Source organism: Streptomyces eurythermus (assembly GCF_014649115.1).
GTDB classification, from domain to species: domain Bacteria; phylum Actinomycetota; class Actinomycetes; order Streptomycetales; family Streptomycetaceae; genus Streptomyces; species Streptomyces eurythermus.
This window is the reverse complement of record NZ_BMSK01000004.1, coordinates 66,482-92,004: the sequence shown is the minus strand read 5'-3', so window position 1 is coordinate 92,004 and position 25,523 is coordinate 66,482. Positions and strand designations below refer to the sequence as shown.

Sequence of the window (25,523 nt, the reverse complement as noted above, 5' to 3'; positions counted from 1 at the left end):
CCGGACCATCGCGGCCGAGCCGGGCCGCAGCCCTCCACATCAGCCGGGAGTTCCGCCGCAACCGGCATCCCGTGAACGGTGATCAGTCCTGGCACAGCGTCGGACACCTCGGCTCCGGCGTGGGGCTTTCCTCCGCACCCGTCAGCCGACGACGATTCCGCGATGATCCGTCCACGCCTGGCAGGCGGCGACCATGGCGTTCAGCCACTCGGCATCCGGGTTGCGCTCCGCGTAGGACCGGTGCATGCGCAGGCCGGCCGCCGCGAAGGCGTCCACTGCCCCGGGCTGAGCCTGCCGCCACGCACGGCACTGTGTGGCGTACCGCTCGGCGTGGCCCGGATCGTGGCCGGCCGCGATGAGCTGCACGACCAGGAGGGCGACGTCGATGAATCCCGCGCCCCTGGTGGGCCATGCCCAGTCCACCACCCAGCTCCGCGTGGAGCCGATCAGGAAGTTGTCCGGGTTGATGTCCGTGTGCAGCAGGGAGTCACCCCGGAACAACGACGCCTCGGCGGGGTCTGCCGTGAAGCGGTCCCACCGGGTCTCGGTCCAGTGCTCGGCGACCGGGGGGAGGGGCAATTCCCCGATCCGGCAGACGAGATCGACCACCTTCGGCACGTCCGGGGAGCCGGGCGCGAGATCCGCCGTCCGCGCCCGAACCGCCTCGAAGCCCAGGACCAGCCAGTCGTCTTCGACCTCCCAGAGCAGGGGTGGCGCGAGCGGGCTCGTGTAGTCATTGATCATCTGCTCCCGGATCAGCGACGTACGCCGCCCCCCTGCACGGTTGCGGACCGCCTTGACGAAGAACACTCCCTTCTCGCAGTCCACAAGGGCGGTCAGGTCCGAGCTGAAGCCCCGCTCGGTCCGCCGGATGCCGCTGACCTCGCCTGTGTGCCGTCGGATGAGCGGAAGGATCTCGGACTCTGGAGTATCTGCGTTCATATGCCGCTCAGTTCCTCGGGGAACACGAACTGCCCGGAAAACCGGGGGTGCATTCTCCGTTGTCGGGGCCCTCGTCGCTTTCGTTGTCCGGACCGCACGGGCTGTCCGGGCCACAGCCACGAGAGGGGGAAACGCCGCGCGTCGCCTGCCGGATGACCGCGTTGGCCTGCGCCATCTCGGGGCCGCCGAGAATAGCGTCGAACGGCGCGTCGTGAACGTTCCCCACGCCCATCCAGGTGGAGAACACGCACGGCGACACCTTGCCGTCCGGGCCGACGGACGCCCGCCCGTCCCCGCACCGTCCGCACAAGCCGTCGGCGCACGGCTGCTGCCCGTTCGCCGCACGGCCGAAGGGTCGGACGTGGTCGACGCGCACGTTCTTGACGCCGAGGCCCGTCAGCTCCTGCCGCACGCCGTCGCCTGTATCGGCAGGATCGGAGACGATCACGGAGACGCGGATCGGGATACCCTCCCTCACCGCCCTCGCGATGTTCGCCCGCGTTCGCGCGTGGCTGTTCCGCCGCGTGACTGTGTTGTGTGCGACTTCGGAGCCGTAGTACGAGGTCGCCAGGCTGACGCCGTCTCGCTGGAGCAGCATCCACCAGTCGGCGTTCAGGTGCACCATGTTGCTGTAGACCTCGACGGCCAGGCCGAGGGTCAGGGCGTGGTCGACCAAGGCGGGCGCGTCGGGGTGCAGGGTGACTTCACCCCCGGTGAACTGAACGCGGGGAATGCCGGCTGCGGCGGTCTCGTCGAGTACGCGCCTCCAGTCCTGGGCGGTCATGGTGCCGTGCGTCCCGGTCGGCCCCGAGTCGTTGTGGCAGTGGCCGCAGTCGAGCTGACACTTCCGAGTGAGGTCCAGCCATACGAAGCCGGTGGTAGTGGTGATCTTGATGAGTGGTTTCTCCGCGATGGCGGTCATGTGCGTACCTCTCTGGTTGGTCGTTGCCGAACAGAGGTGTTGCGGTGGATTCCGCCCCGGCCACGCGGCCCCCTGGCGCACAACCGGGGCGGATTGCCCCTTACCGGCGGATCGTCACGCCCGTAAGGGGAGTTCAGAGGGTGCGGTAGGTGATGAGGTGAGGCTCATCGACGGCCACGTTCCAGGGTCGTTGCGCAGACCGCGAAGGTCAGCGCGATCCCGAGCACTGGTCGCCATGGAGTCCCACCACTCGCCGAAGTGGACCGGCCGAGGGTGGTCGAACGGTCGTCGGCCAGCACGGCGTTTCTTCCGGGGGCGTTCCGGGGCGGTGGTCACGCCCCGGTTCCGTGTCTGCACCGCCGGATGCTCTGGGCCGCCGCGAATCGGGCGGGCCGGTCGCCGGCGGCCACGGCCTGGTCGAGCTTGCGCTTCTCGGCGGAACAATTCTCACAACCGGGCACCGGATTGGCTTCGTACAGCCAAGCGTCCAGCAAGTCCTCAACTGTCACGCCACCGGGCCGCATCACCGTGCCGCCTTCCAGTCGGTGGCGCGCCGGTGGGGGTGGTTGCCGATCTGCTCGCTGTGATTACGCACGCTGGTGGAGCCGCCGGGGATGACGGCCGCTGGGCGCACCTTGTCGAGAGCTGCGTAGATGGGACGACCGTCGACCGGTGCGTGATCCACCTTGACCGCAACGGGGGCCGTCATACGGCGATCCCCAGCGCGCGGAGCGGGCGGCGAACGATGGGCGACCGGTGCGGATGGTTCCTGATCTCCGCGTTGCAAGTACGCCACGGCCGTGGGCACACCCGCGTCCCGAGCGATCGCCCGAGACCGCGAGTTGACCGCACAGACCCGGCACCCCTCGACGGCAACCGGTTCGAGGGGGGCGCTTCAGCTACCTGTTGTGCAGACATGCCATGACCTCTCACTGACGTTGTCGCCCTACGTAACCAAGCTGTGACTCGCAGCGGTACTGTTGGGGAGTCAGCGCGAGTTGAAAGCGTGGAAAGTTCGGGAGTGGGGCATGACCGAGCGGCGACCGAACGAGGGGTTGAAGCGCCTTCTCGCGGAAGCCGGCTGGACCCTTGGGCAGTTGGCCACGGCGGTCAACCGGGCCGGGGGCGAAGCTGCGGTGGCCGTTCGGAGCGACAAGAGCAATGTCAGTAAGTGGCTCGGTGGGCACACGCCCGTGGAGAAGGTACGACCGCTGATCCTGGAAGCCCTCTCCCGCCGCCTCGGTCGCCAGGTCACGCACGCCGAAGCCGGCCTCCCTGTCCCGCACGGTCTGCCATCCCCATCAAGTACCGTTGAAGGGTTGGTAGATCTCGGAAGGGCTGACATGGATCCGTCCCGCCGAAGCGTCCTCGGGGCCGGGCTCTACTCCGTTGCGCTCACGATTCCCGGATGGCCGGACGTCGTAGGTCGAGCCGAGGCCGTGAAGAAGGGCAAAGGGCTTCGCATCGGATTCGGCGAAGTCGACATGGTCGTTCAGATGACCGAGAAGGTGTCGGAGCTGGACGACCAATTCGGGGGCCGCACAGCGCGCCCGTTGGCCGCCTCATTCCTCGTGAACACCGTTGCGCCCTACCTTCGGGCGGACGCCCCCGAAGACGTACGGAAAGCGATGCTGTCCGCCGCTTCCGATCTGTGCTACCTCACGGGGTACATGGCCGTTGACGAAGGGCTTCACGGCCTGGCGCAGAAGTACTACCTGAAGGCCCTCGAACTGGCGGGGGCCGCCGAGGATCACCTGACTTACTGCACCACACTCAGGGGGATGAGCGTTCAGGCCGTCGACCTCGGTCACGGCCGACGAGCCATGGAGCTGGCCGATTCGGCAGCCGTCGCTTCGCCGAAAGCCGGCCCCCGCATGCTGGCCTTCCTGACCGGGCAACAGGCTCACGCCGCAGCGCAGGAAGGGGACCGGACAACTGCCATGCGGCGCATCCGGGAAGCCGAAGCCGCTATGGACCGGGCCGAGAGCAGGGGCAAGCCCCTCGGCTCGTACGATCCGGCCGCGCTTAATTACCACATTGCGCAGGTTCGTTACGAGCTGGGCGACATACACGGATCGATCGAATCCCTACAGGAGAGCAACCGGCTCCGTTTCGCCGTATACCGGCGAGGAAACGTCAGGATGCGTGCCCTGCTGGCCGAACGTCAGCTTCAGGTGGGACACCTCGAAGAGGCCGTCAAGACCTGGCACGAAGCCCTGGACGACTACCCTCTCGTTCACTCGGGCCGTGCCGACGAACGCATGGCGAACATGCGCCGACTCATCCGGCCCCACCTTCGCCACCCTGGGGCAGCCGAGCTGTACGACCGGGCGCGACAGATGAAGCCCGGCCGGAGCTGACCGACGACCTCGGCGAGCACGGCGTGAACCAGCTCGCAGCGTTTCTCGCCGCGACCTGCACGACCGACGACAAGATGACCCCCAGCCTCCGCGTGGACCAGTTCTGGCACGGGTTCGTCCTCCACACGAAGCCGCACGCGGACTTCTGGGCGGCCCACGGGCGATTCATCCACCACGTCCCCGACAGGGGCCGGCACAACCCCGAGGAGGGCCTCAAGGCCCTGGCCCTGACGGGGTGGAAGATCCGCGCGGCCGGCTTCACGCGTGCCGGGCGGCTGAGCGCATCGAAGAGAACGGACAGGTCGTGACTGACGACCGCAGTGCCGCTTGGGACGAGTACGCGCAGAGCAAGCCGCAACGACGACGGTCCAACGCCAAGGGCGAGACGACGTGGTTCAGCTGGACCCAGTTCCCGGACCACGGGCCCGGGGTTGATGTGACGGCGTTGAAGCCGGGGGACATGGCGCTCGACCTGGGATGCGGGTCCGGAGGGAACGCCTCCCACCTCGCCACCCTCGGCATGAAGTCGGTGGGGATCGACCTGTCGGGGCGGCAGCTCGACAAGGCTCGTGAGCGCTGGCCCCGACGTGGACGGCATGGAGCTACACCAGGGCGACGCCCTCGCCTGTTCGTTCGTGGTGTGCGCCGCGCTGCCTGACCGGTAGCCGCAAGGTGGAATACAGAGAGCCCCAGGGCAGTGCGTTACAACGAATGCCGGATAGTGATCACGACCGGTGCGTTCGCCTCCGCCCGGCGCGGTCGGAAGCCGCCGCGATCTCCTCGTAGGTCCATTCCTTGTGCAGACGCTCTCCGTGGGCATCGGTGATGTCGATGACCAGGCCGGTCCACTCCTCGGCGGGATGTTCGGGGAGGAGTCCCAGTTCGTACGTGGCGTCCCGGAGCAGGGATTCGGTGACACGTACGCCGGTGAGTCTTTCGGCCAGAGCGAGAACCGCCGCCTTACCGTCGACGATCGGGGCGCTGGCGTCGTGCTCTCCTTCGGGAGTCAGCGGGAAGCCGACTTCCCGCAACAGGGGAACCAGTTCATCGGGGCTGCCGCCGTCGCGTGCCGAGGGCTCCTCGAACGTCGTGCGGAGCTCACCGTCCTCGAACCAGTGGAAGAGGTGGATGGGCTTGCCGCCGTTGCTCGAGTGCGCCACGACCCGGCCGCCCTCCGACAGCGCCTTCGCGCACGGCACCCCAAGGCCACCGTCGAAGCCGAGGACAACCGTCCAGTCGCCGTCCTCGCCCGGGGCCCGGAAGGCGCCCGCGACGTAGGAATCGTCCCCGTAGTCGTCATCCACCTCGGCACGGTGGGCGTCATCCGCCTCGATCAGCCCGGCCGTGCCCTCCCCGGTGCCGCGCGGTTCCGCCTCCATCGCACGCAGCACCTCCTGCGGGCTCCGCCCCCGTATCAATGTCAGGGTGTATCCGCTCCCCATCATGTGGCGAAAGAGCGGCGAGGTGCGGATCCAGGCGTAGTCGTGCGCGGTCACCAGGCTCATACGGCGCAGTGTGCCCGACGCCTCTGACAGTGCCCGATATGCCGGTTCTCGCGGCTGGAGCCGATACTCAGGACCCGAGCCGCCGGACCGCGGACACGGGAATACCCCGGCCTGTTTGAACGTTCACATACCAGGCCCGGGGAGATCCCCCACGGCCGTACCGTACGACCTGGAGAGAGCCGAAGACATGCGCGTCGAGATCTGGAGCGACATCGCCTGCCCCTGGTGCTACGTGGGCAAGGCCCGCTTCGAGAAGGCGCTGGCTGCCTTCCCGCACCGCGACGAGGTCGAGGTGGTGCACCGCTCCTTCGAGCTGGACCCGGGCCGTGCCAAGGGCGATGTGCAGCCGGTGATCACCATGCTGACCAGGAAGTACGGCATGAGCGAGGCCCAGGCCCAGGCCGGCGAGGACAACCTCGGCGCCCAGGCCGCCGCCGAGGGCCTGGACTACCGCACCCGGGACCGCGACCACGGCAACACCTTCGACATGCACCGCCTGCTGCACTTCGCCAAGGAGCACGGCCGGCAGGACGCGCTGATCCAGCTCCTGTACCGGGCCAACTTCGCCGAGGAGCGGTCCCTCTTCACCGAGGGTGACGAGCGTCTGGTGGAGCTGGCCGCCGAGGCCGGACTGGACGCCGGGGCCGCCCGCGCGGTGCTCGCCGACCCGGACGCCTACGCCGACGAGGTACGCGCCGACGAGCGCGAGGCCGCCCAGCTCGGCGCGACCGGCGTGCCGTTCTTCGTCCTCGACCGCAAGTACGGCGTCTCCGGCGCCCAGCCCGCCGAGGTCTTCACCCAGGCGCTGACCCAGGCCTGGGGCGAGCGCTCCCCGCTGCGGCTGGTCGGCCAGGGGGGCGGCGACGCCTGCGGCCCGGACGGCTGCGCGGTCCCGCAGCACGGCTGAGAACGGCAGGCGGCACGGCCGAGCTCGGAATCGGCAGGCAGCACGGTGAAACCGCAGGTCACACGCTTCGTATAAGCGTCCCTTACCGCTGCCACGCAAAATTACGCAATGGACGGGGAGTTCCGGGGGCCGCAGAGTGGTCCCATGCAGACCACGGAGACCTTCGACCGCCTCGTCCGCGCCGAGTTCCGGCCCCGGAGCACCTACCTCAACACCGCGAGCAACGGCCTGCTGCCGGCCCGTACCGTCGCCGCCCTGAACGAGGCGGCGCTGCTGCGGGCCGAGGGCCGGCCGCTGACCCCGCTGTACGAGGACGTGGAGGCGAGCCGGGCCGCGTTCGCCCGGCTCGCCGGCGTCCCGGCCACCCGGGTCGCGGCCGGCGCCTCGGTCGCCGCGCACACCGGGGTGATCGCCGCCGCGCTGCCCGCGGGCGCCGAAGTCCTCACCGCCGAGGACGACTTCACCTCCGTGCTCAACCCGTTCCACGTCCGCGGCGACCTCAAGGTCCGCACGGTCCCGCTGGAGCGGATCGCCGAGTCCGTCCGGCCGGGCACGGCGCTCGTCGCGGTCAGCGCCGCGCAGTCCGCCGACGGCCGGCTCGCCGACCTGCCCGCCCTGCGCGAGGCCGCCCGCGTCCACGGCGCCCGCACCTACGTCGACTTCTCGCAGGCCGCCGGCTGGCTGCCGTTCGACGCGGACGCCTACGACTTCACCGCGAGCGTCGCCTTCAAGTGGCTGCTGGGCCCGCACGGCGCCGCCTTCCTCACCGTGCCCGAGGACTTCGGCGGACTCACCCCGCTGCTCGCGGGCTGGGTCGCGGCCGAGCACCCGTGGGACAGCTGCTACGGACCGGTGGCCGAACTCGCCCACTCCGCCCGGCGGTTCGACCTCACCCACGCCCTGTTCACCTTCGCCGGACTGCGCCGGTCCCTCGAACTCGTCGAGGAACTGGGCGTGCCGGCGATCCACGCCCACGACACCGCGCTCGCCGACCGGTTCCGCGCGGGGCTCGCCGCGCTCGGCCACGAGCCGGTGCCGGCCCCCGGCTCGGCGATCGTCTCGGTGCCCGGACTGGGCGCCCGGCAGCCGGAGCTGAGCGAGGCCGGCATCGAGGTCTCCGACCGCGCGGGCAACCTGCGCGCGGCCTTCCACCTCTACAACACGCCCGAGGACGTGGACCGCCTGCTGGCCGCGCTGTCCGCCTGACCGTCCCGGTCCTCCCGCGCGGCCGACGCGCACAGGTTGGCCTCGACCCGGCCGAGCAGCCCCAGCAGCTGCTCGCGCTCGGCGGGCGTCAGCCCGGCGAAGCTCTCCTCCTCCAGCGTGGTCCACAGCCGCGCCACCTCGTCCAGCAGCCGCGCCCCGGACTCCGTGGCCTCCACGAGCACCGCGCGCCGGTCCGCCGGGTCCGGCAGCCGCCGCACATGGCCGGCCTGCTCCAGCCGCTGGAGCATCTTCGTCACCGTGGACGGGTCCAGCCCGAGCAGCCGGATCAGCTCCGACTGCCGGGCCGGGCCGCGCTCCCACAGGTGCATCATCACCAGCTCCTGGCCCGGGTAGAGGCCGAGCCCGCGCAGCAGTCCGGCGGCGGCCGTGCGGTGCAGCCGCGCCACCCGGCTCAGCGCGTGCCCGACCGGCCCGCCCCGGGCGGCGGCGGGCAGCTCGGCGTGGGAGTGCCGGGCGGCGTCCGCCGTCGCCGGTCCGTTGCTCGCGTCCATGGGTGGCTCCCGCGCTGCTCGTAGATCCCGTCGTACGGTCCCGAAGCGTACCCACCGCCACTTGATTGGTCGACCAATGAATGGGTTAGGGTGGTCATTGTCGAGCTACTTGGCCGACCAACTAACTCTTCCTGGGGGTTACCCGTGACCACCGCCTTCGACCCCGTCGACCTCCCCGGCCTACGGCTGGCCAACCGCATCGTCATGGCGCCGATGACCCGCAGCCGGGCCGCCGGCGGGCTGCCCACCGCCCTGACCGCCGAGTACTACGCCCAGCGCGCCTCGGCCGGCCTGATCGTCACCGAGGGGATCCAGCCCTCGGCCGTCGGCCAGGGCTACCCCGACACCCCCGGCCTGCACACCGCCGGGCAGATCGCCGCCTGGCGCCCCGTGACCGACGCCGTGCACGCCGCCGGGGGCCGGATCTTCGCCCAGCTCATGCACACCGGCCGCGTCGGCCACCCCGACCTGCTGCCCGAGGGCCTGGTCAACGTCGCCCCCTCGGCGGTGGCGGCGCGCGGCCAGGTCTACACCCACCAGGGGCCCAAGGACTTCGTCACGCCCCGGGAGCTGTCCGAGGCGGAGATCCGTGCCACCCTCGCCGATTTCGCGGCGGCTGCCCTGGGCGCTGTCGAGGCCGGGTTCGACGGGGTCGAACTCCACGGTGCCAACGGCTATCTCATCCACCAGTTCCTGGCGCCCGGCAGCAACCGGCGCACCGACGGCTGGGGCGGCTCGGTGCCGGGCCGTGTCCGCTTCGCGGTGGAGGCCGTCCGGGCCGTCGCCGAGGCGATCGGCCCCGGCCGCACCGCCCTGCGGATCTCACCGGGAAACCCCCTCAACGACATCCAGGAGCCCGAGCCGGAGCCGGAGTACACCGCGCTGCTCGACGCGCTGGAGCCGCTGGGCCTCGCCTACCTGCACGTGATGGAGAGCGCGGACTTCCGCGCCCTGACGCCCGTGCTGCGCAAGCGCTTCAGCGGGGCCCTTGTCCTCAACCCGGCGACCGAGGGCCCCACCGGCCCGGACGCCCTCGCCCTGATCGAGGACGGTTCGGCCGACCTGATCGCCTTCGGCCGGCTGTTCCTCGCCAACCCCGACCTCCCGGCCCGCCTCCGCGCCGGCGGCCCGTTCAACCCGGCGGACCCGGCGACCTTCTACGGCGGCGGAGCCGAGGGCTACACGGACTACCCGGCGCTGTGACCACGCCCCGCGAGGGCCCTCGCGCACCCCGGCGAAGGCCCTCGCGGACGGGTTCACCGGACCGGCGTGAAGTCCCGCGCCCCGATGAACTCCGGCCGCCGCACCGGGGCCGCGAAGGGTTCCACCGCCGTGTTCTCCACGCTGTTGAACACGATGAACACGTTGCTGCGCGGGTACGGGGTGATGTTGTCGCCCGAGCCGTGCATGCAGTTGCAGTCGAACCAGGTCGCCGAGCCGGCCTTGCCGGTGAACAGGCGGATGCCGTGCTCGCTCGCCAGGGCGGTCAGCGCCTCGTCGGACGGGGTGCCCGCGTCCTGCATCTGGAGGGACTTCTTGTAGTTGTCCTTCGGCGTGGCACCGGCGCAGCCCAGGAACGTCCGGTGCGAGCCCGGCATGATCATCAGGCCGCCGTTGGTGTCGAGGTTCTCGGTCAGCGCGATCGAGACGGACACCGTGCGCATGTTGGGCAGGCCGTCCTCGGCGTGCCAGGTCTCGAAGTCCGAGTGCCAGTAGAAGCCGCTCGCGCCGAAGCCCGGCTTGACGTTGATCCGGGACTGGTGGACGTACACGTCCGAGCCGAGGATCTGGCGGGCGCGGCCCACCACGCGCGGATCGCGCACCAGGTTCGCGAACACCTCGCTGATCCGGTGCACCTCGAAGACCGAGCGGATCTCCTTCGACTTCGGCTCCACGATGGAGCGTTCGTCGGCGCGGACGTCCGGGTCGGAGACCAGCCGGTCCAGCTCACGCTTGTAGAGGGCGACCTCGTCCGGCGTGATCAGCTGGTCGACGGCGAGGAAGCCGTCCCGCTCGTAACGCTGGAGGTCGGCGGTCGTGATCGGGCCCGGGGTGTCCGGGGCGCCCCAGACGACGGGGTCCTGGCGGGGGACGGTCACCTCGGCGGTGCCGCGGGTCGGGTAGAGATCCTTCACGGTGGCGGTGGTCATGGGGTTCTCACACCTCCTCGGGCTCGGTGAGCAGGGGGTAGACGCCGTTCTCGTCGTGGTCCTCCCGGCCGGTGACCGGCGGGTTGAACACGCAGATGCAGTGGAAGTCCTCCTTGACGCGCAGCGTGTGCCGCTCGTGCCCGTCGAGGAGGTACATGGTGCCGGGCGTGATGGTGTACGTCGTGCCGGTCTCGTGGTCGGTGAGTTCCGCCTCGCCCCGGGTGCAGACGACGGCCTCGATGTGGTTGGCGTACCACATCGACGTCTCCGTCCCGGCGTACAGAATCGTTTCGTGCAGGGAGAAGCCGACCCGCTCCTTCGCGAGGACGATCCGCTTGCTCTCCCAGGTGCCCGACGCCGCCTTCACATGGCGGTCGGTGCCCTCGATCTCCTTGAACGATCGGACGATCACGGTGGTGCTCTTCCTCCTTGCCCGGTCTTGCCAGGCGGTTCACGGGCGGTCCCAGGCGCTCTCTGGGCGTTCCCTAGGCGTTCTCTGAGCGGTAGGTCCTCAGGCGGTTTCGCGGACGGAGCGGGCGAGGACGCTCAGGCCCTCGTCCAGTTCCTCGGGGGTCACGGTGAGGGCGGGCAGCAGCTTGACGACCTCGCCCTGGGGGCCGGACGTCTCGATCAGCAGCCCCAGTTCGAAGGCGCGCCGGGCGACCCGCGCGGCCCGGTCCTTCGCGTGGAACTCCAGACCCCATACGAGTCCGCGCCCGCGGTACTCCTTGACGTCGGCGAGGTTCTCCTCGGTGATGGAGATCAGCGCCCGCTCGACCTGCTCGCCGCGGGCGCGGGTCTGCTTCTCCATGGCCGAGCCGTCGGTCCAGTACGTCTCCAGGGCGGCGGTGGCGGTGACGAAGGCGGGGTTGTTGCCGCGGAAGGTGCCGTTGTGCTCGCCCGGCTCCCACACGTCCAGCTCCGGCCGGAACAGGCACAGCGACATCGGCAGGCCGTAGCCGCTGATCGACTTCGACACGGTGACGATGTCCGGGGTGATGCCGGCCTCCTCGAAGGAGAAGAAGGCGCCGGTACGGCCGCAGCCCATCTGGATGTCGTCGACGATGAGCAGCATGTCCTGCCGCTCGCACAGTTCCTTCAGCGCGCGCAGCCACTCGGGCCGGGCCACGTTGATGCCGCCCTCGCCCTGCACGGTCTCCACGATCACGGCGGCGGGCTTGTCCAGCCCCGAGCCCTGGTCCTCGAGCAGCCGCTCGAACCACAGGAAGTCCGGGACCGTGCCGTCGAAGTAGTTGTCGAACGGCATCGGCGTGCCGTGCACCAGCGGAACGCCGGCGCCGGCCCGCTTGAAGGCGTTGCCGGTGACCGCGAGCGAGCCCAGCGACATGCCGTGGAAGGCGTTGGTGAACGACACGACCGCCTCGCGTCCCTTCACCTTCCGCGCCAGCTTCAGCGCGGACTCCACCGCGTTGGTGCCCGTCGGCCCCGGGAACATCACCTTGTACGGCAGGTCCCGCGGGCGCAGCACCAGGTCCTGGAAGGTCCGCAGGAAGGTCCGCTTGGCCGTGGTCGACATGTCCAGGCCGTGGGTGACACCGTCCCGCTCCAGATAGTCGAGCAGCGCCCGTTTCAGTACCGGGTTGTTGTGGCCGTAGTTGAGGGAACCGGCACCGGCGAAGAAGTCCAGGTAGGCATGGCCGTCCTCGTCGTACATCCGGCTGCCCTGAGCCCGGTCGAAGACGGTGGGCCAGCCGCGGCAGTAGCTGCGCACCTCGGATTCGAGGGTTTCGAACACGCTCAGGTCGGGCTGGGTGATGGTCACGGTGATTCGCTCCTCAGTGGGCGGTGGACTCGGTCAACGGGCCGATGCGGTAGAGGACTTCGGGGTCGTGCGAGCCGCCCGGGAACAGGTCGGCGTCGAACAGCACCTCGCGGCTGACCCGTGCGCCGTGCCGCTCGGCGAACGAGGTGAACAGACGCTCGGAGGCGGTGTTGCCGGGGGTGATGGTGGTCTCCAGCTCGGTGATGCCGCGCTCGGCGACGAGGCGCCGGGTCAGCCCGTCCAGCAGCCTGGCGGCGATGCCGCAGCCCCGGTGGGCGGCGTCGACGGCCACCTGCCAGACGAGCAGGGTGCGGGGGCGGCCGGGCCGCAGGTAACCGGTGACGAAGCCGACCGGTTCCCCGTCCGCACCACGGGCCACCACCGAGGTGCCGGCGAAGTCCCGGCACCACAGCAGATAGCTGTAGGAGGAGTTCAGATCGAGGGTTTTCGATTCCTTGGCGATGCGCCAGAGCGCGGCTCCGTCGCTGGTCGCCGGACTTTCGATGAGCAGGTCTGCGGGTGCGGCGGTCATGCGGCACGAATTTAGCGAGGTGAATTCGAAAGTGCACGGGAGCCGGAGCGGTGTCACCTCGGACGACGGAAGATATGTCCGTAATGCACCCGGGAAAATCGGTACAAAGTTCATCCGCTGTGGAGTGTGTCACAGCCCGAAATGCCGGGGAAACCTGCCGGAAAACTCGTTCGTTTAGCTCTGCAAAAAGCGGGAAGAAGAAGATGGGAAGCTATCGTCCGGCGAATCGGCGGGAATTGTGAAAATGAAATGGAGTGGGTTTCGATAACGTCCGGGCATAAAAAAGTTCCCGGGAGCGCGGCCCCCGGGAACAGCGAACGGCGCTCAGCGCCAGGCGTCCTCCGCGGCCCGGCGGGCGGCGGCGGGATCGACCGTCAGGCCCTGCTCCGCGAGCGCCGCGCCCAGCGCCGCCAGCGAGCCCTGCACCGCACCCGGCGTCGCGTCCCGGCCGTAGTGGTTGACCCGGATCATCTCCTTGGCCAGCGCCCCGCCGCCGGCCGCCAGCGGCAGCGCCGGATCGCTCGCGAGGGCCCGCGCCACCACCTGCGAGGCCACCACGCCGGACGGCACCCGCAGCGTCGTCGCGACCGGCGCCGCGTCCCGCTCCTCGTGCACATACGGCTCGAGGCCCCCGCCCAGCGCCACCGCGCCGGCCCGCGCGGCCCGCGCCGCGCTCCGGTGCCGGGCCATCACCGTCTCCAGACCCTCCGACTCGATCCGCTCCAGGCACGCCTGGAGCGCCAGCATCTCCAGCTGGGCCGGCGCGTGCGGCAGCGCCTTGCGGCCCGCGTCGATCCAGCGCTCCTTCCAGTCCAGCAGGGACAGGTAGGAGCGGCGCGGGGCGCCGGGGTTGGCGGCCATCCGGGCCCACGCCCGCTCGCTCACCGAGATCGCCGACACCCCGGCCGGGCCGCCCATCGCCTTCTGCGCCCCGATCACACACAGGTCCACGCCCCAGGCGTCCGGCAGCACCGGCTCCGCGCCCACCGAGGCCACCGCGTCCAGATAGAAGAGGGCGCCCTGCTCCCGTACCGCCTCGCCGATCTCCGCGACCGGGTTGGTGTTGCCGGTCGCCGCCTCCGCGTGCACCAGCGACACGAAGTCGATCTCCGGGTGCTCGGCGAACGCCTCCCGGATCTGCCCGGCGGTCACCGCCGTGTGGAAGGGGACGGAGAGGTCGTGCACGGTGGCGCCGGCGTCCCGCAGCCAGTCGCCGAACGTCTGGCCGTACGGGCCCGTGATCACGTTCAGGGCCACCGTGCCCGGCCCGGCCGCCGCGCGGATCGCGCCCTCCAGCGGCAGCAGCGCCTCGCCCTGGGTGATCAGGACGTCCTGCCGGGTGTCCAGCAGCCGGGCCACGCCGTCCTCGATGGCGGCGAAGCGCTCGGCACTCAGCGGGGGCAGATCGAGGAAGGGGTGGCTCACGGCGTGCTCTCTCTTCAAACGGGAAGTCGATTCCCTCGATCTTAGGTGCAACGACCCCGTTACCATGGGTTTGATTTGAGAGGGTCAAACTTTTCCTTATAATCGGAACCCAACGTTCCCTACCGGGAGATTCCCCCCATGACAACGCTCCTCGGACGCCGGACCCGCGCTCTGGCAGCCATCACCGTGACGGCCGGGCTCGCGCTCGTGGCCGGCTGCTCCTCGGACGACGGCGGGGGGAGCGGCAAGACCACCGTCAAGGGCGTCCACCTGGCCAAGGCGGGGCAGCTCACCACCTGCACCCACCTTCCGTACCCGCCGTTCCAGTCGGAGGTCGACGGCAAGGTGCAGGGCTTCGACGTCGCCCTGATCGACCTCGTCGCCAAGGACCTCGGCGTCGAGCAGAAGATCCGCGACACCCCCTTCGAGAACTTCAAGACCGGCGCCTTCCTGAACTCCGGGGAGTGCGACCTGGCCGCCGCCGGCATGACCATCACCGACGAGCGCAAGAAGAACGTCGACTTCTCCGACCCGTACTTCGAGGCCACCCAGGCCGTCCTCGTCGACAAGGACAGCGGGATCACCTCGCTCGCCGACGTCAAGGCCAAGGGCAAGAAGCTGGGTGCCCAGGCGCAGACCACCGGCGAGGACTACGCCAAGGAGAAGGGCTACGACCCGGTCTCCTTCGAGTCCTCCGACGCGGTCCTCAACGGTCTGCGCACCGGTCAGGTCAAGGCCGTCGTCATCGACTACCCGGTGGTCCAGGGCTGGCTGAAGGACAAGGCCAACGCGGACAAGTTCAAGGTCGTCGACAACCTCAAGACCGGCGAGCAGTACGGCTTCACCGTCAAGAAGGGCAACACGGCGCTGCGCGACGCCATCAACAAGGCGCTCAAGCAGGCCAAGGCCGACGGCACCTACAAGAAGATCTACGAGAAGTGGATCGGCCCGTACGACGCCTCCGTCGCGTCTCCCGCCGCCTCATGACCGACACGGACACACCCCTCCAGCCGAAGAAGAAGGGACTGACCCGGCGGCAGAAGCGCACCCTGTCGCGGGGCGTCCAGTACGCCGTCTTCGCCGCCGCCGTGATCGCCTTCGCGGCCACGGCCGACTGGGGCCGGCTGCAGAACCAGTTCGCCCAGGCCGACATCGCCAAGCAGATGTTCCCGGACGTCATCACGCTGGCGCTGAAGAACACCGTGCTGTACACGCTGTCCGGCTTCGTGGTCGGGCTGGTCCTCGGCATGGTCATCGCGCTGATGCGGCTGTCCTCCGTGGGCCCCTACCGCTGGCTGGCGGGCGTCTACATCGAGATCTTCCGCGGCCTGCCCGCCCTGCTGATCTTCATCTTCGTCGGCGTGGCCGTGCCCCTCGCCTTCCCCGGCACGGAGATCCCCGGCGGCACCTACGGCAAGGTCGCCCTCGCGCTCGGCCTGGTCTCCGCCGCCTACATGGCCGAGACCATCCGCGCCGGCATCCAGGCCGTGCCCAAGGGACAGATGGAGGCGGCCCGTTCGCTCGGCTTCTCGCCGGCGAAGGCCATGATCTCGATCATCATCCCGCAGGCGTTCCGGATCATCCTGCCGCCGCTGACCAACGAACTCGTCCTGCTGTTCAAGGACTCCTCGCTGGTGCTGTTCCTCGGCGTCACCCTGGAGGAACGCGAACTGTCCAAGTTCGGCCGGGACCTGGCCAGTACGACCGCCAACTCCACGCCGATCCTGGTCGCGGGCCTGTGCTACCTGCTGGTCACCATCCCGCTCAGCTTCGTCGTACGCCGTATGGAGACCAAGGCCCAGGAGGCGATCCGGTGAGCCGCCCGGAGATCGAAGTCCGCGGGCTGCACAAGTCCTTCGGCGACAACGAGGTGCTGCGCGGCATCGACCTGGAGATCCGCCAGGGCGAGGTCGTCTGTGTCATCGGCCCCTCCGGGTCCGGCAAGTCGACGCTGCTGCGCTGTGTGAACCTGCTGGAGGAGCCCACCAAGGGCCAGGTCTTCGTCGGCGGCACGGAGGTCACCGACCCGGACGTCGACATCGACGCCGTACGCCGCCGCATCGGCATGGTCTTCCAGCAGTTCAACCTCTTCCCGCACCTGAGCGTCACCGAGAACCTCACGCTGCCCCAGCGCCGGGTCCTCCGGCGGGACAAGGCGACCGCCGCGCGGACCGCCGCCGAGAACCTGGCCCGGGTCGGCCTCGCCGAGAAGGCGGACGCCTATCCGGCCTCCCTCTCCGGCGGCCAGCAGCAGCGCGTCGCCATCGCCCGCGCGCTCGCCATGGGCCCCGAGGTGATGCTCTTCGACGAGCCGACCTCCGCGCTCGACCCCGAGCTGGTCGGCGACGTCCTCGCCGTCATGCGCATGCTCGCCCGGGAGGGCATGACGATGATGGTCGTCACCCACGAGATGACCTTCGCCCGCGAGGTCGCCGACCGGGTCGTCTTCATGGACGGCGGAGTGATCGTCGAGGACGGCAGCCCGGACCAGGTCATCGGAGCCCCGCGGCACGAGCGCACCCGGCACTTCCTCTCCCGCCTGCTCGACCCGGCGATGGCCGACGTGGAGGAGGAGACCTCCGACCAGGTGGGGAAGTCCGAGGCGTAGGCCGTTAGGGTGCGGTGCATGAGCGATGGCGCTGTGCTGCACGTGAAGGGGCGCGTCCTGGCCGGTCCGGACGACGTCCGGGACGAGCTGTGGGTGGTCGGGGGCCGGATCTCCTACGACCGCCCCGCCGGCGCCCGGGACGTGCGCACCGTCACCGGCTGGGCCCTGCCCGGCCTGGTCGATGCGCACTGCCATGTGGGCCTGGACGCGCACGGCCCGGTCGACGCCGAGACCGCCGAGAAGCAGGCGCTCACCGACCGGGACGCGGGCACCCTGCTGGTCCGGGACGCCGGCTCGCCCTCCGACACCCGCTGGATCGACGACCGCGCCGACCTGCCGAAGATCATCCGGGCGGGGCGGCACATCGCCCGCACCCGCCGCTACATCCGCAACTACGCCTGGGAGATCGAACCGGACGACCTCGTCGCCTACGTCGCCCAGGAGGCCCGGCGCGGCGACGGCTGGGTCAAGCTGGTCGGCGACTGGATCGACCGCGACCTCGGCGACCTCGCCCCCTGCTGGCCCCGCGAGGCGGTGGAAGCGGCCATCGCCGAGGCCCACCGGCTCGGCGCCCGCGTCACCGCGCACTGCTTCGCGGAGAGCTCGCTGCGCGACCTGGTCGAGGCGGGCATCGACTGCGTCGAGCACGCGACCGGGCTCAGCGAGGACCTGATCCCGCTGTTCGCCGAGCGGGGCGTCGCCATCGTGCCCACCCTCGTCAACATCGCCACCTTCCCGCGGCTCGCCGAGGGCGGTGAGCGGAAGTTCCCCCGCTGGTCCGCCCATATGCGCCGGCTGCACGAGCGGCGCTACGACACCGTGCGCGGCGCCTACGACGCCGGCATCCCGGTCTACGTCGGCACGGACGCCGGCGGCTCGCTGGCCCACGGCCTGGTCGCCGAGGAGGTCGCCGAGCTGGTCGCCGCCGGCATCCCGCCCCTCGCCGCCCTGTCGGCGACCACCTGGGGTGCCCGCGCCTGGCTCGGCCGGCCCGGTCTGGACGAGGGCGCCCCCGCCGACCTGGTGGTGTACGAGGCCGATCCCCGGGCCGACGTACGGGTGCTGGCGGCGCCGCGCCGTGTGGTGCTGAACGGGCGGGTCGTCGGGTAGCCGCCCCCCGATTCGAATCACCGTGCGGGGTATTCACGTTCGGGTGAAGTAGCCCTGGAACGCTGACCGTTCACCCGTACCGGGGACAAGGTTGACGGGTCCCAAGCACGTTTCCTCTGGGGGTCCCACCGCCTTGAACAGCAACAACTTCCGCATGCCCGCACGCCGTTCGGCCGCCCTCGTGACGGCCGCCGCCCTCACCGCGGCACCCGTGGTCCTGGGCGCGGGCAGCGCGCACGCGACCACCGGCCACGGCCGCGCCTCCGCCGTCGTCCTGCGCACCGGCCTCGATGTGTCCCTGCTGAACAAAACCGTGAACGTCCCGCTCGCGGTCTCCTTCAACGAGGTCCAGGCACCGCGCAGCGCGGACCGCACGGCGCTGTCCGTCCGGCTCGACGGCGTCGACGGCGGCAAACCGTTCACCGTACTCGGCGCCGACGTCGCCGAGTCGAAGGCCACGGTCACCGCCCGGCGCGCCGAGGGCTCGGTCCGGGTCGCCCACGCCCGGCTGCACGTACCCGGGCTGCCCCTGCTGTCCGTGATCGAGGCCGACGCGGTCACCGCGAAGGCCACCTGCGAGGCCGGCGAGGCGCCCACCGCCGCCGCGAACGTCCTCGGCGCCGTCACCGTCCTCGGCAAGCGCGTCACCCTGACCGCCGGCGCCCCCGTCGAGGTGAAGGTGCCCGGCGTCGGCGAGGTCCGCCTCGACCTGTCCCGGCACACCACGACCACCCGCACGGCCGCCGCGACCGCCCTCGGACTCAAGGTCTCCGTCAACCCCCTGAAGCTGGGCGTCGCCGAGGTCGAGGGCACGGTCACCCTGGCCGAGGCCACCTGCGAGTCCCCGATGGCCCCGCCCACCGCCAAGCCGGTCCCCAGCCACGACCCGGCCGCCGGCCCCCGCCCCCAGGGCGCCCCGTCAGAGGCCGACCTCGCCGAGACCGGCGGCAGTCCGGCAACCCCGTACATCGCGGGCGGCGCGCTGGCGTTGCTGCTGGCGGGCGGGGGAGCGCTGACCCTGGCCCGGCGCGGGAAGCGCTGACGGCTCCGCGGGCCCGGCCGGCCGCCGGGACGTCCGACGGCCCCCGCGCCGCTCCCCGCCCGGTGCGCCGCCCCCGGTCAGGGAGCGGCCTTCCGGGGCGGGGAGTCCGCTGCGCCGCCCCCGGTCAGGGCGCGGCCTTCCGGGGCGGGGAGACCGGCGCGCCGAGCACGGCCGACAGGGCCTTCAGGAAGCCGTCCGCCGTCGTGCGGTCGCGTACGGCCAGGCGGATCCAGTCCTGGTCCAGGCCCGGGAACGTATCGCCCCGGCGGACCGCGTAACCGAGGTCGCGCAGGCGGTGGCGGACCGCGGCCGCTTCGGGGACGCGCACCAGGACGAAGGGGCCCCGCGCCGGGCCCGCCACCCGTACCCCGTGGGCGGCGAGCGCGGTCAGGCCGGCCACCAGGTGCGCCCGGTCGCCGGCGATGCGGTGGGCCGCGTGACCCGCCTCGGCCAGCGCCCGGGGCGTCACGCACGCCCGCGCCGCGGCCAGCGCCGGGGTGGAGACCGGCCACAGGGGCTGGGCCCGCTCCAGTTCGGCGATGGTCTCCGGGGCGGCGAGCACGTAGCCGATGCGCAGGCCGGCCAGGCCCCAGGTCTTGGTCAGGCTGCGCAGCACGACGAGGCCGGGGACGTCCGTGCGGCCGGCCAGGGCCTCCCGCTCGCCCGGCACCGCGTCCATGAACGCCTCGTCCACCACCAGCGTCCGGCCGGGGCGGGCGAGCCCGGCGACCGTCCCCGCCGGGTGCAGCACCGACGTCGGGTTGGTGGGGTTGCCGATCACCACCAGGTCGGCGTCCTCCGGGACCGCCGACGGGTCCAGCCGGAACCCGTCCCGCTCCCGCAGCAGCACCCGGTCCACGCTGTGCCCGGCGTCCCGCAGCGCCGCCTCCGGCTCCGTGAACTGCGGATGCACGACCACCGGCCGGCGCACCTTCAGCGCACGGGCCAGCAGCACGAACGCCTCCGCGGCCCCCGCCGTCAGCAGCACCCGCTCCACCGGCAGCCCGTGCCGCGCCGCCACCGCCGCCCGCGCGGCCCGCCCGTCCGGGTAGGCCGCGAGGGACGACAGCGAACCGGCGATCTCCTCCCGCAGCCACCGCGGGGGCGTGTCCGCCCGGACGTTGACGGCGAGGTCCACCAGCCCGGCCCCGTCGTCCCGGACCTCCGCGTCCCCGTGGTGCCGCAGATCGGGCTCCGGGACGCCGCTCGGCTCAGTGCGCATGGCTGTGCGAGTGGCCCCCGTGGTGGTGATGCCCGTGCCCGTGGTGGTGGCCGTCGTCGTCCGGGTGGAAGTGCGGCTGCTGCGGCAGCCCCACCTTGTCCTCGAACCCCGGCAGCGCGATCCGGTACACGCACGAGTCGCAGTTCATCCGCAGATCGCCCTTGACGGCTTCCTCGTACCGCTCCATCACCAGGTCCAGCAGCTCCGGCTCGGGACCGATGACATCGGCCGACCGCACGTCCAGCTCCGGGTGCGCCGCCGCCCAGTCCTCGGTCTGCTGCCGCACCCGGTCCGGCAGGATGCCGGTGAACAGGAAGTACGGCAGGACCACGATCCGCCGCGCGCCCAGCGCCGCGCACCGCTCCAGGCCGCTCGGCACGTCCGGCGCCGCCAGCGACACGAACGCCGTCTCCACCCCGGCGTACCCGCGGCCCTCCCACAGCAGCCGCGCCGCCTTGAACACCTCCGCGTTGGCGTCGGGGTCGGTGGAGCCGCGCCCGACCAGCAGCACGGTCACCTCCGCGCGGTCCGCGCCGTCCAGCACCTCGTCCAGCCGCCGCTCCAGCACGCTCAGCAGCGCCGGGTGCGGGCCCAGCGGGCGGCCGTAGGTGTAGGAGATGCCCGGGTGCCGCTCCTTCTCGCGGGCCAGCGCGGCCGGGATGTCACCCTTGGCGTGCCCGGCCGACACCAGCATCAGCGGCACCGCCGCGAACCGGCGCACGCCCCGCTCGACCAGTTCGGCGACGGCCTCGCCGAGCGGCGGCGGGGACAGTTCGATGAAGCCGCCCGCGACGGGCAGATCGGGGTGGCGGCGCCCCAGTTCCCGGACGAAGTCGCGAAACGCCTCGGCACCGGCGTCGTCACGGGTGCCGTGTCCGGCGATGAGCAGGGCGGGCGGGGTGGTCACGAGGTCTCCTCGGAGTCTGGAACGGGGTGGTACAGCAGGGCGTTGAGCGCGGCGGACGCGACCGCCGACCCGCCCTTCTCGGACACGTTGCTCACGGCGGGCAGTCCGCTCTCCCGCAGCGCGGCCTTGGACTCGACCGCGCCGACGAAACCGACGGGCAGCCCGATGACCAGGGCCGGGTCGGCGTCCAGGGTCAGCAGCTCCTCCAGCGCGGTCGGCGCGTTGCCGATCACCCAGAGGGCCCCGGGACCGACCTGCTCGTACGCCAGCCGGATCGCGTGCGCCGACCGGGTCAGCCCCGGCCCGGCCACGGCGTCCCTCAGCCGGCAGACGGTCTCGCGCCGGGTGATCCCGGCGGCCACCATCTCCACGTCCACGACCACCGGCGCCCCGGCGTGCAGCGCGGCGTGCGCCCGCACCAGGTCGTCCTCGGCCATGACGAGATCGGTCGCGTACTCGAGGTCGGCGGCGGAGTGGATGACCCGCTCCACCACCGCCCGGGTCAGCGGCGGGAAGTGCGAGGTGTCCAGGCGGGCACGCAGCCGCCGGTAGGACTCCTGCTCGATCGGATGGACGACACGGTTCACTTCGGCTCCTCCCGCGATGCCTGCCAGCGGTAGCCGCGCGGGGTCACCATGCGCCCCGCGACGATCCGGGTGGCCGTGTTGCCGACGGTGACCACCGTCATCATGTCGACGGTCGCCGGATCCAGCGCGGCCAGCGTGGTGACCCGGCTCGACTCGTCCGGCCGGGACGCGTTGCGCACCACACCGACCGGCGTCGCCGGCTCCCGGTGCCCGGCGAGGATCGCCAGCGCCTTGGGCAGCTGCCAGTCCCGGCCCCGGGAACGCGGGTTGTAGAAGGTGACGACCAGGTCCGCCTCGGCCGCCGCCCGCACCCGCCGCTCGATGACCTCCCACGGCGTGTGCAGGTCGGACAGGCTGATCGACACATGGTCGTGGCCCAGCGGCGCGCCCAGGACCGCGCCGGCGGCCAGCGCCGCCGTCACCCCCGGCACCCCGACCACGTCGATGTCGTCCGACGCCTCCGCGAGCGCCGGGGACGCCATGGCGTACACCCCCGCGTCCCCGCTGCCGATCAGCGCCACCGCGTGCCCCGCGCGGGCCTGGGCGACCGCCGTCCGCGCCCGCTCCTCCTCCGCGCCGAGCCCCGACTCCAGCACCCGGGTCCCCGGCCGCAGCAGATCCCGGATCTGGTCCACGTACTGGTCCAGACCCACCACCACCGAGGCCCGCCGCAGCTCCGCCGCCGCACGCGGGGTGAGCAGGTCCCGGGCGCCCGGCCCGAGCCCGACCACCGCGAGCCGCCCGCGCGCCGGCCGCCGTACCACCGCACAGGTCGCCATCGCCGACTTCCGCTTCGGCACCAGGAGTTCACCGCCGCGCAGCAGCGCGGCGGCCTCGGCGACCGACGGCGTACCGACCGCGGCCAGCGGCGCGGCGGACGGGTTCGGCACCTCCACACCCGCCAGCTCCTCGGCGGAGTACGTCACCAGGGGCACCCCGAGCCGCTCGGCGGCGGCCACGATGCCCGGCTCCCCGGCCTTGGCGTCCACGGTGGCCAGCTCACCGACCGACCGCGCCGTCAGCCCCGCCTCCCGCAGCGCCCCCTCCACCAGCGCGAGGACCTCCTCGGCCGGCGCGCCCCTGGACGCACCGACCCCGACCACCAGCGACGGCGGACGCAGCAGCACCTCCCGCTCACCCGGTACGGCGTCCCGGTCGGTGACCCGGACCGTGTACGCCCCCTCGTCCGAGACCGGCAGCGGCGGCAGCGGCCACGCCACCTCCGCCGCCAGCGCGACCGGCTCGCCGTCCAGCAGCGCCCGCGACACCGCCGCCACCGCACCCTCGTACGGCAGCCCCAGCGTGTCCAGACCCGGCAGCCCCACCGCGTCCGTCGCGGTCGTCACCACCGGCTCCGCACCCAGCAACGCGCCCACCTCGCGGGCCAGTTCATTGGCGCCGCCGCCGTGCCCGCCGAGCAGCGACACCGCGAACCGGCCGCCCTCGTCCACACACACCACACCCGGGTCGGCCGCCTTGCCGGCCAGCAGCGGCGCCAGCAGCCGCACCACCGCGCCCGTCGCCAGGAAGCACACCAGCTGCTCGCACTCGGCGAACGCGGCCCGCACCGCCTCCTTGACGGGACCCTCGTACACCCGCGTGCGGTCCGGCCAGGCCGCGGCCAGCCGGTCCCGCGCCGCCGCCCCCGCCGCGGTGGCGGAAATCAGGCCGATCACTGGTCAACTCCTTCACTAGACACCGGGGTTCTCACGCCCCACAGCAAAAACACCGGATTGGTGGCCGCCAGCCGGGTCACGTCCCCCGGCAGCGGCGCGAGCCGCGACGACTGCAACAGCACCCCGTCGCAGCCGAACCCGGCCTCCGTCAGCGCCGCGCGCGCCGCCGGCACCCGGTCCAGCGCGGCCATCGCCACGACCACCGTCCGCCGCGCCCGCCGCGCACACGCGGCGACCACCTCCGGCAGCTCCCGGCCCCCGCCGCCGACGAACACCGCGTCCGGATCGTCCGCCAGCCCCGCCAGGGCCGCCGGCGCCGCACCGTGCACCACGTCCACCTCGACGCCGTGGGCGCGCGCGTTGGCCCGGATCCGCCCGACCCCGTCGGCCGCCTTCTCCACGGCGACGACGGCCGCGCCGAGCCGCGCGCACTCCACCGCGACCGACCCCGACCCGGCCCCCACGTCCCACACCAGGTCGCCCAGGCGCGGCCCCAGCCGGGCCAGGGCCAGCGCCCGCACCTCGAACTTGGTGATCATCGAGTCCCGGTGCGCGAACGCGTCCTCCTCCAAGGCCCACCGCTCCGGAGCCGCGGGCACCCCCGCGACCGTCCGCACCGCACCGAGCGCCCGCGCCTCGTCCAGGCACAGCACCACGCTCACCGCCGCACCCCAGTCCCGCGCCGCCGCCTCGGCCGCCGTCACCCGCTCCACGCGCTCCCGCTCCGGATCACCGAGGGCGCTCGCCACCACCAGCACCCGGTCCCCGGGCAGCGCCGCCCCCAGCTCGGCCGGACCGGCCCCCGGCCCGGTCAGCACCGCCACCTTCGGCCGCGCCCGGCACACGTTCACCGCCGTCCGCAGCTCCCGGCCGTGCGCGCTCACCACCACCGCGTCGTCCCAGGGCAGCCCGATCCGGGCGAACGCCGTGGCCACCGAGGACACCCCCGGCCGCACATCCAGCAGCCCGGCGCCGAACCGCTCCGCGAGCGCCCGCACGATCCCGAAGAACCCCGGGTCCCCGGAGGCCAGCACCACCACCGGCAGCTCCTTGCCGACGTACTCCGCGACGGTGTCCAGCGCGGGCGCCAGCGGCCCGAGCACGACACGCTCCGCGCCCTCGGGCAGCGCCGCGGCGTCCAGGTGCCGCCGCCCGCCGACCACCAGCGCGGCCCCGGCGAGCAGGTCCGGACCGGCCGGCGCCCCCGTCCCCGTACCGACGACCGTGATCAACTCTTCGCCCTCTGCTCCCGCAGCGCCCGCCGCGCCTCGGGGTCGGCCTTGCGGTAGCCGTGGAAGTGCCCCGGGTGATACAGGTGCGAGCGGGTGCCGGACGCGTCCAGCGCCGGACCGACCAGGAACAGCGTGTGCTTCCAGAGCTTGTGCTCCTTGACCGTCTCCTCCAGCGTGCCGATCGTGCACTTCACGACCAGCTCCTCCGGCCAGGTCGCCTGGTACGCCACCACGACCGGGGTGGACGTCGGGTAGCCGCCCTCCAGCAGCTCCCGCACCAGCTGCCCGCTGCGCGCCGCCGACAGGAACACGGCCATGGTGGTGCCGTGCCGGGCGAACTCGCGCACCTCCTCGCCGGGCGGCATCGGCGTCTTGCCGCCGCCCAGCCGGGTCAGCACCACGGACTGCGCGACCTCCGGGATCGTCAGCTCCCGCTGCGCCAGCGCGGCCACCGCGGAGAACGACGACACGCCCGGCACGACCTCGGTCTCGATGCCGATCTCCTGACAGCGGTCCAGCTGCTCCTGCGTGCCGCCCCACAGCGCCGGGTCGCCGGAGTGGATCCGGGCGACTCTCAGCCCCTCCTCGAACGCACGTCGGTACACCGCGACGACGTCCTCCAGCGACATGGCCGCCGAGTCCAGGATTTCGGCGCCCTCGCGCGCGTGGTCGAGGACCTCCGCCTGGACCAGGCTCGCGGCCCAGATCACGACGTCGGCCTCGGCGATGGCCCGCGCGGCCCTGAACGTCAGCAGGTCGGCGGCGCCGGGGCCGGCACCGACGAAGGTCACCTTGCCGGTGGTGGCATCGGCCATGGAAATCGGTCCTCTCCTACGAGTACTGCGGTGACTGCCGTCGGACGTGCGGGAACCCGGGTCGATCCGATAGCAAGGGC

Annotated in this window: 27 protein-coding genes; 11 read left to right on the top strand and 16 right to left on the bottom strand. The window is 72.0% G+C overall.

What is annotated here, in order from left to right:
- Positions 1-141 precede the first annotated feature (141 nt).
- The 3 genes from IE251_RS08315 to IE251_RS08305 all read right to left on the bottom strand — a co-directional run bounded on the left by IE251_RS08315 (position 142) and on the right by IE251_RS08305 (position 2,573).
- The gene (locus IE251_RS08315) at positions 142-942 is read right to left on the bottom strand and encodes a protein kinase family protein (protein ID WP_189752263.1); all 801 of its coding nucleotides are present in this window, start codon (positions 940-942) and stop codon (positions 142-144) included.
- 7 nt (positions 943-949) lie between these two features.
- Positions 950-1,864 carry a radical SAM/SPASM domain-containing protein gene (locus tag IE251_RS08310; RefSeq protein WP_189752262.1) on the bottom strand — a complete coding sequence of 305 codons (915 nt, stop codon included), beginning with the start codon at positions 1,862-1,864 and terminating at the stop codon, positions 950-952.
- A 523-nt stretch (positions 1,865-2,387) separates the two neighbouring features.
- Complete coding sequence (locus IE251_RS08305) at positions 2,388-2,573, bottom strand: hypothetical protein (protein ID WP_189752261.1); 186 nt, start codon at positions 2,571-2,573, stop codon at positions 2,388-2,390.
- A gap of 319 nt (positions 2,574-2,892) precedes the next feature.
- Between IE251_RS08305 and IE251_RS08300 the strand changes: the two genes are divergently transcribed.
- The 3 genes from IE251_RS08300 to IE251_RS40860 all read left to right on the top strand — a co-directional run bounded on the left by IE251_RS08300 (position 2,893) and on the right by IE251_RS40860 (position 4,882).
- Entirely contained in the window at positions 2,893-4,224 is a 1,332-nt protein-coding gene (locus tag IE251_RS08300; protein WP_189752260.1) for an NsdA family TPR-like regulatory protein, read from the top strand.
- 23 nt (positions 4,225-4,247) lie between these two features.
- Entirely contained in the window at positions 4,248-4,532 is a 285-nt protein-coding gene (locus IE251_RS08295) for a UCP032817 domain-containing protein (RefSeq protein WP_189752259.1), read from the top strand.
- A gap of 152 nt (positions 4,533-4,684) precedes the next feature.
- Positions 4,685-4,882 (top strand): class I SAM-dependent methyltransferase, encoded by a 198-nt coding sequence (locus IE251_RS40860; RefSeq protein ID WP_229896679.1) that lies wholly within the window; start codon positions 4,685-4,687, stop codon positions 4,880-4,882.
- A 67-nt stretch (positions 4,883-4,949) separates the two neighbouring features.
- Here IE251_RS40860 and IE251_RS08285 read toward each other — a convergent pair whose 3' ends face one another.
- Positions 4,950-5,729: a DUF6461 domain-containing protein gene (locus IE251_RS08285; RefSeq protein ID WP_189752258.1), complete on the bottom strand. Its 780-nt coding sequence runs from the start codon at positions 5,727-5,729 to the stop codon at positions 4,950-4,952.
- A 187-nt stretch (positions 5,730-5,916) separates the two neighbouring features.
- Between IE251_RS08285 and IE251_RS08280 the strand changes: the two genes are divergently transcribed.
- The gene (locus tag IE251_RS08280; RefSeq protein WP_189752257.1) at positions 5,917-6,636 is read left to right on the top strand and encodes a DsbA family oxidoreductase; all 720 of its coding nucleotides are present in this window, start codon (positions 5,917-5,919) and stop codon (positions 6,634-6,636) included.
- Positions 6,637-6,780: 144 nt separating this feature from the next.
- Positions 6,781-7,842 (top strand): aminotransferase class V-fold PLP-dependent enzyme, encoded by a 1,062-nt coding sequence (locus tag IE251_RS08275; RefSeq protein WP_189752256.1) that lies wholly within the window; start codon positions 6,781-6,783, stop codon positions 7,840-7,842.
- Here the strand turns inward: IE251_RS08275 and IE251_RS08270 are convergent.
- The gene (locus tag IE251_RS08270; RefSeq protein WP_189752255.1) at positions 7,791-8,354 is read right to left on the bottom strand and encodes a MarR family winged helix-turn-helix transcriptional regulator; all 564 of its coding nucleotides are present in this window, start codon (positions 8,352-8,354) and stop codon (positions 7,791-7,793) included. The two genes, IE251_RS08275 and IE251_RS08270, sit on opposite strands and share 52 nt — an antisense overlap.
- A 144-nt stretch (positions 8,355-8,498) precedes the next feature.
- Between IE251_RS08270 and IE251_RS08265 the strand changes: the two genes are divergently transcribed.
- The gene (locus IE251_RS08265; protein WP_189752254.1) at positions 8,499-9,557 is read left to right on the top strand and encodes an alkene reductase; all 1,059 of its coding nucleotides are present in this window, start codon (positions 8,499-8,501) and stop codon (positions 9,555-9,557) included.
- 53 nt (positions 9,558-9,610) lie between these two features.
- Here the strand turns inward: IE251_RS08265 and thpD are convergent, their stop codons facing one another.
- The 5 genes from thpD to IE251_RS08240 form a co-directional block, all read right to left on the bottom strand.
- Positions 9,611-10,504: an ectoine hydroxylase gene (gene thpD / locus IE251_RS08260; RefSeq protein ID WP_189752253.1), complete on the bottom strand. Its 894-nt coding sequence runs from the start codon at positions 10,502-10,504 to the stop codon at positions 9,611-9,613.
- 7 nt (positions 10,505-10,511) lie between these two features.
- Positions 10,512-10,916, bottom strand: a complete 405-nt coding sequence (locus IE251_RS08255) for an ectoine synthase (protein ID WP_030617739.1) — start codon at positions 10,914-10,916, stop codon at positions 10,512-10,514.
- A 99-nt stretch (positions 10,917-11,015) separates the two neighbouring features.
- Positions 11,016-12,287, bottom strand: coding sequence for a diaminobutyrate--2-oxoglutarate transaminase (gene ectB / locus IE251_RS08250; RefSeq protein WP_189752252.1), 1,272 nt, complete (start codon positions 12,285-12,287; stop codon positions 11,016-11,018).
- Positions 12,288-12,300: 13 nt separating this feature from the next.
- Positions 12,301-12,819, bottom strand: coding sequence for a diaminobutyrate acetyltransferase (ectA, locus tag IE251_RS08245; RefSeq protein WP_189752251.1), 519 nt, complete (start codon positions 12,817-12,819; stop codon positions 12,301-12,303).
- Positions 12,820-13,143: 324 nt separating this feature from the next.
- A complete protein-coding gene (locus IE251_RS08240) occupies positions 13,144-14,244 on the bottom strand; it encodes a pyridoxal-phosphate-dependent aminotransferase family protein (RefSeq protein ID WP_189752250.1) in 1,101 nt (366 codons plus the stop codon).
- 138 nt (positions 14,245-14,382) lie between these two features.
- Here IE251_RS08240 and IE251_RS08235 point away from each other — a divergent pair, with 138 nt between their 5' ends.
- The 5 genes from IE251_RS08235 to IE251_RS08215 all read left to right on the top strand — a co-directional run bounded on the left by IE251_RS08235 (position 14,383) and on the right by IE251_RS08215 (position 19,004).
- Positions 14,383-15,231, top strand: a complete 849-nt coding sequence (locus IE251_RS08235; protein ID WP_189752249.1) for a basic amino acid ABC transporter substrate-binding protein — start codon at positions 14,383-14,385, stop codon at positions 15,229-15,231.
- Positions 15,228-16,061: an amino acid ABC transporter permease gene (locus IE251_RS08230; protein WP_189752248.1), complete on the top strand. Its 834-nt coding sequence runs from the start codon at positions 15,228-15,230 to the stop codon at positions 16,059-16,061. The genes IE251_RS08235 and IE251_RS08230 overlap by 4 nt, the downstream gene beginning before the upstream one ends.
- Complete coding sequence (locus tag IE251_RS08225) at positions 16,058-16,852, top strand: amino acid ABC transporter ATP-binding protein (protein WP_189752247.1); 795 nt, start codon at positions 16,058-16,060, stop codon at positions 16,850-16,852. The genes IE251_RS08230 and IE251_RS08225 overlap by 4 nt, the downstream gene beginning before the upstream one ends.
- Positions 16,853-16,870: 18 nt before the next feature.
- Positions 16,871-17,962 (top strand): amidohydrolase family protein, encoded by a 1,092-nt coding sequence (locus IE251_RS08220; RefSeq protein ID WP_189752246.1) that lies wholly within the window; start codon positions 16,871-16,873, stop codon positions 17,960-17,962.
- A 133-nt stretch (positions 17,963-18,095) separates the two neighbouring features.
- A complete protein-coding gene (locus tag IE251_RS08215) occupies positions 18,096-19,004 on the top strand; it encodes an SCO1860 family LAETG-anchored protein (RefSeq protein WP_189752245.1) in 909 nt (302 codons plus the stop codon).
- 124 nt (positions 19,005-19,128) lie between these two features.
- Here IE251_RS08215 and cobC read toward each other — a convergent pair whose 3' ends face one another.
- The 6 genes from cobC to cobM are packed head-to-tail and all read right to left on the bottom strand — an operon-like array spanning position 19,129 to position 25,443.
- Positions 19,129-20,226 (bottom strand): Rv2231c family histidinol phosphate aminotransferase CobC, encoded by a 1,098-nt coding sequence (gene cobC, locus IE251_RS08210; RefSeq protein ID WP_189752244.1) that lies wholly within the window; start codon positions 20,224-20,226, stop codon positions 19,129-19,131.
- Positions 20,216-21,133, bottom strand: coding sequence for a sirohydrochlorin chelatase (locus IE251_RS08205; protein WP_189752243.1), 918 nt, complete (start codon positions 21,131-21,133; stop codon positions 20,216-20,218). The genes cobC and IE251_RS08205 overlap by 11 nt, the downstream gene beginning before the upstream one ends.
- On the bottom strand, positions 21,130-21,720 hold the full coding sequence (locus IE251_RS08200; protein ID WP_189752242.1) for a precorrin-8X methylmutase: 591 nt from the start codon (positions 21,718-21,720) through the stop codon (positions 21,130-21,132). The genes IE251_RS08205 and IE251_RS08200 overlap by 4 nt, the downstream gene beginning before the upstream one ends.
- On the bottom strand, positions 21,717-23,396 hold the full coding sequence (gene cobJ / locus IE251_RS08195; protein ID WP_189752241.1) for a precorrin-3B C(17)-methyltransferase: 1,680 nt from the start codon (positions 23,394-23,396) through the stop codon (positions 21,717-21,719). The genes IE251_RS08200 and cobJ overlap by 4 nt, the downstream gene beginning before the upstream one ends.
- Positions 23,393-24,628, bottom strand: a complete 1,236-nt coding sequence (cbiE, locus tag IE251_RS08190) for a precorrin-6y C5,15-methyltransferase (decarboxylating) subunit CbiE (protein WP_189752240.1) — start codon at positions 24,626-24,628, stop codon at positions 23,393-23,395. The genes cobJ and cbiE overlap by 4 nt, the downstream gene beginning before the upstream one ends.
- Positions 24,625-25,443: a precorrin-4 C(11)-methyltransferase gene (cobM, locus tag IE251_RS08185; protein WP_189752239.1), complete on the bottom strand. Its 819-nt coding sequence runs from the start codon at positions 25,441-25,443 to the stop codon at positions 24,625-24,627. Before cobM ends, cbiE begins: the two co-directional genes overlap by 4 nt.
- Positions 25,444-25,523 lie beyond the last annotated feature (80 nt).

Excerpts from the sequence above, each read along its gene's own strand:
- IE251_RS08315 (WP_189752263.1), bottom strand. The coding sequence starts at position 942 with ATGAACGCAGATACTCCAGAGTCCGAGATCCTTCCGCTCATCCGACGG.
- IE251_RS08230 (WP_189752248.1), top strand. The coding sequence starts at position 15,228 with ATGACCGACACGGACACACCCCTCCAGCCGAAGAAGAAGGGACTGACC.
- IE251_RS08310 (WP_189752262.1), bottom strand. The coding sequence starts at position 1,864 with ATGACCGCCATCGCGGAGAAACCACTCATCAAGATCACCACTACCACC.
- IE251_RS08220 (WP_189752246.1), top strand. The coding sequence starts at position 16,871 with ATGAGCGATGGCGCTGTGCTGCACGTGAAGGGGCGCGTCCTGGCCGGT.
- IE251_RS08305 (WP_189752261.1), bottom strand. The coding sequence starts at position 2,573 with ATGACGGCCCCCGTTGCGGTCAAGGTGGATCACGCACCGGTCGACGGT.
- cobC (WP_189752244.1), bottom strand. The coding sequence starts at position 20,226 with ATGCGCACTGAGCCGAGCGGCGTCCCGGAGCCCGATCTGCGGCACCAC.
- IE251_RS08275 (WP_189752256.1), top strand. The coding sequence starts at position 6,781 with ATGCAGACCACGGAGACCTTCGACCGCCTCGTCCGCGCCGAGTTCCGG.
- IE251_RS08270 (WP_189752255.1), bottom strand. The coding sequence starts at position 8,354 with ATGGACGCGAGCAACGGACCGGCGACGGCGGACGCCGCCCGGCACTCC.
- IE251_RS08280 (WP_189752257.1), top strand. The coding sequence starts at position 5,917 with ATGCGCGTCGAGATCTGGAGCGACATCGCCTGCCCCTGGTGCTACGTG.
- IE251_RS08300 (WP_189752260.1), top strand. The coding sequence starts at position 2,893 with ATGACCGAGCGGCGACCGAACGAGGGGTTGAAGCGCCTTCTCGCGGAA.
- thpD (WP_189752253.1), bottom strand. The coding sequence starts at position 10,504 with ATGACCACCGCCACCGTGAAGGATCTCTACCCGACCCGCGGCACCGCC.
- IE251_RS08285 (WP_189752258.1), bottom strand. The coding sequence starts at position 5,729 with ATGAGCCTGGTGACCGCGCACGACTACGCCTGGATCCGCACCTCGCCG.
- IE251_RS08235 (WP_189752249.1), top strand. The coding sequence starts at position 14,383 with ATGACAACGCTCCTCGGACGCCGGACCCGCGCTCTGGCAGCCATCACC.
- IE251_RS40860 (WP_229896679.1), top strand. The coding sequence starts at position 4,685 with ATGGCGCTCGACCTGGGATGCGGGTCCGGAGGGAACGCCTCCCACCTC.
- ectA (WP_189752251.1), bottom strand. The coding sequence starts at position 12,819 with ATGACCGCCGCACCCGCAGACCTGCTCATCGAAAGTCCGGCGACCAGC.
- cobM (WP_189752239.1), bottom strand. The coding sequence starts at position 25,443 with ATGGCCGATGCCACCACCGGCAAGGTGACCTTCGTCGGTGCCGGCCCC.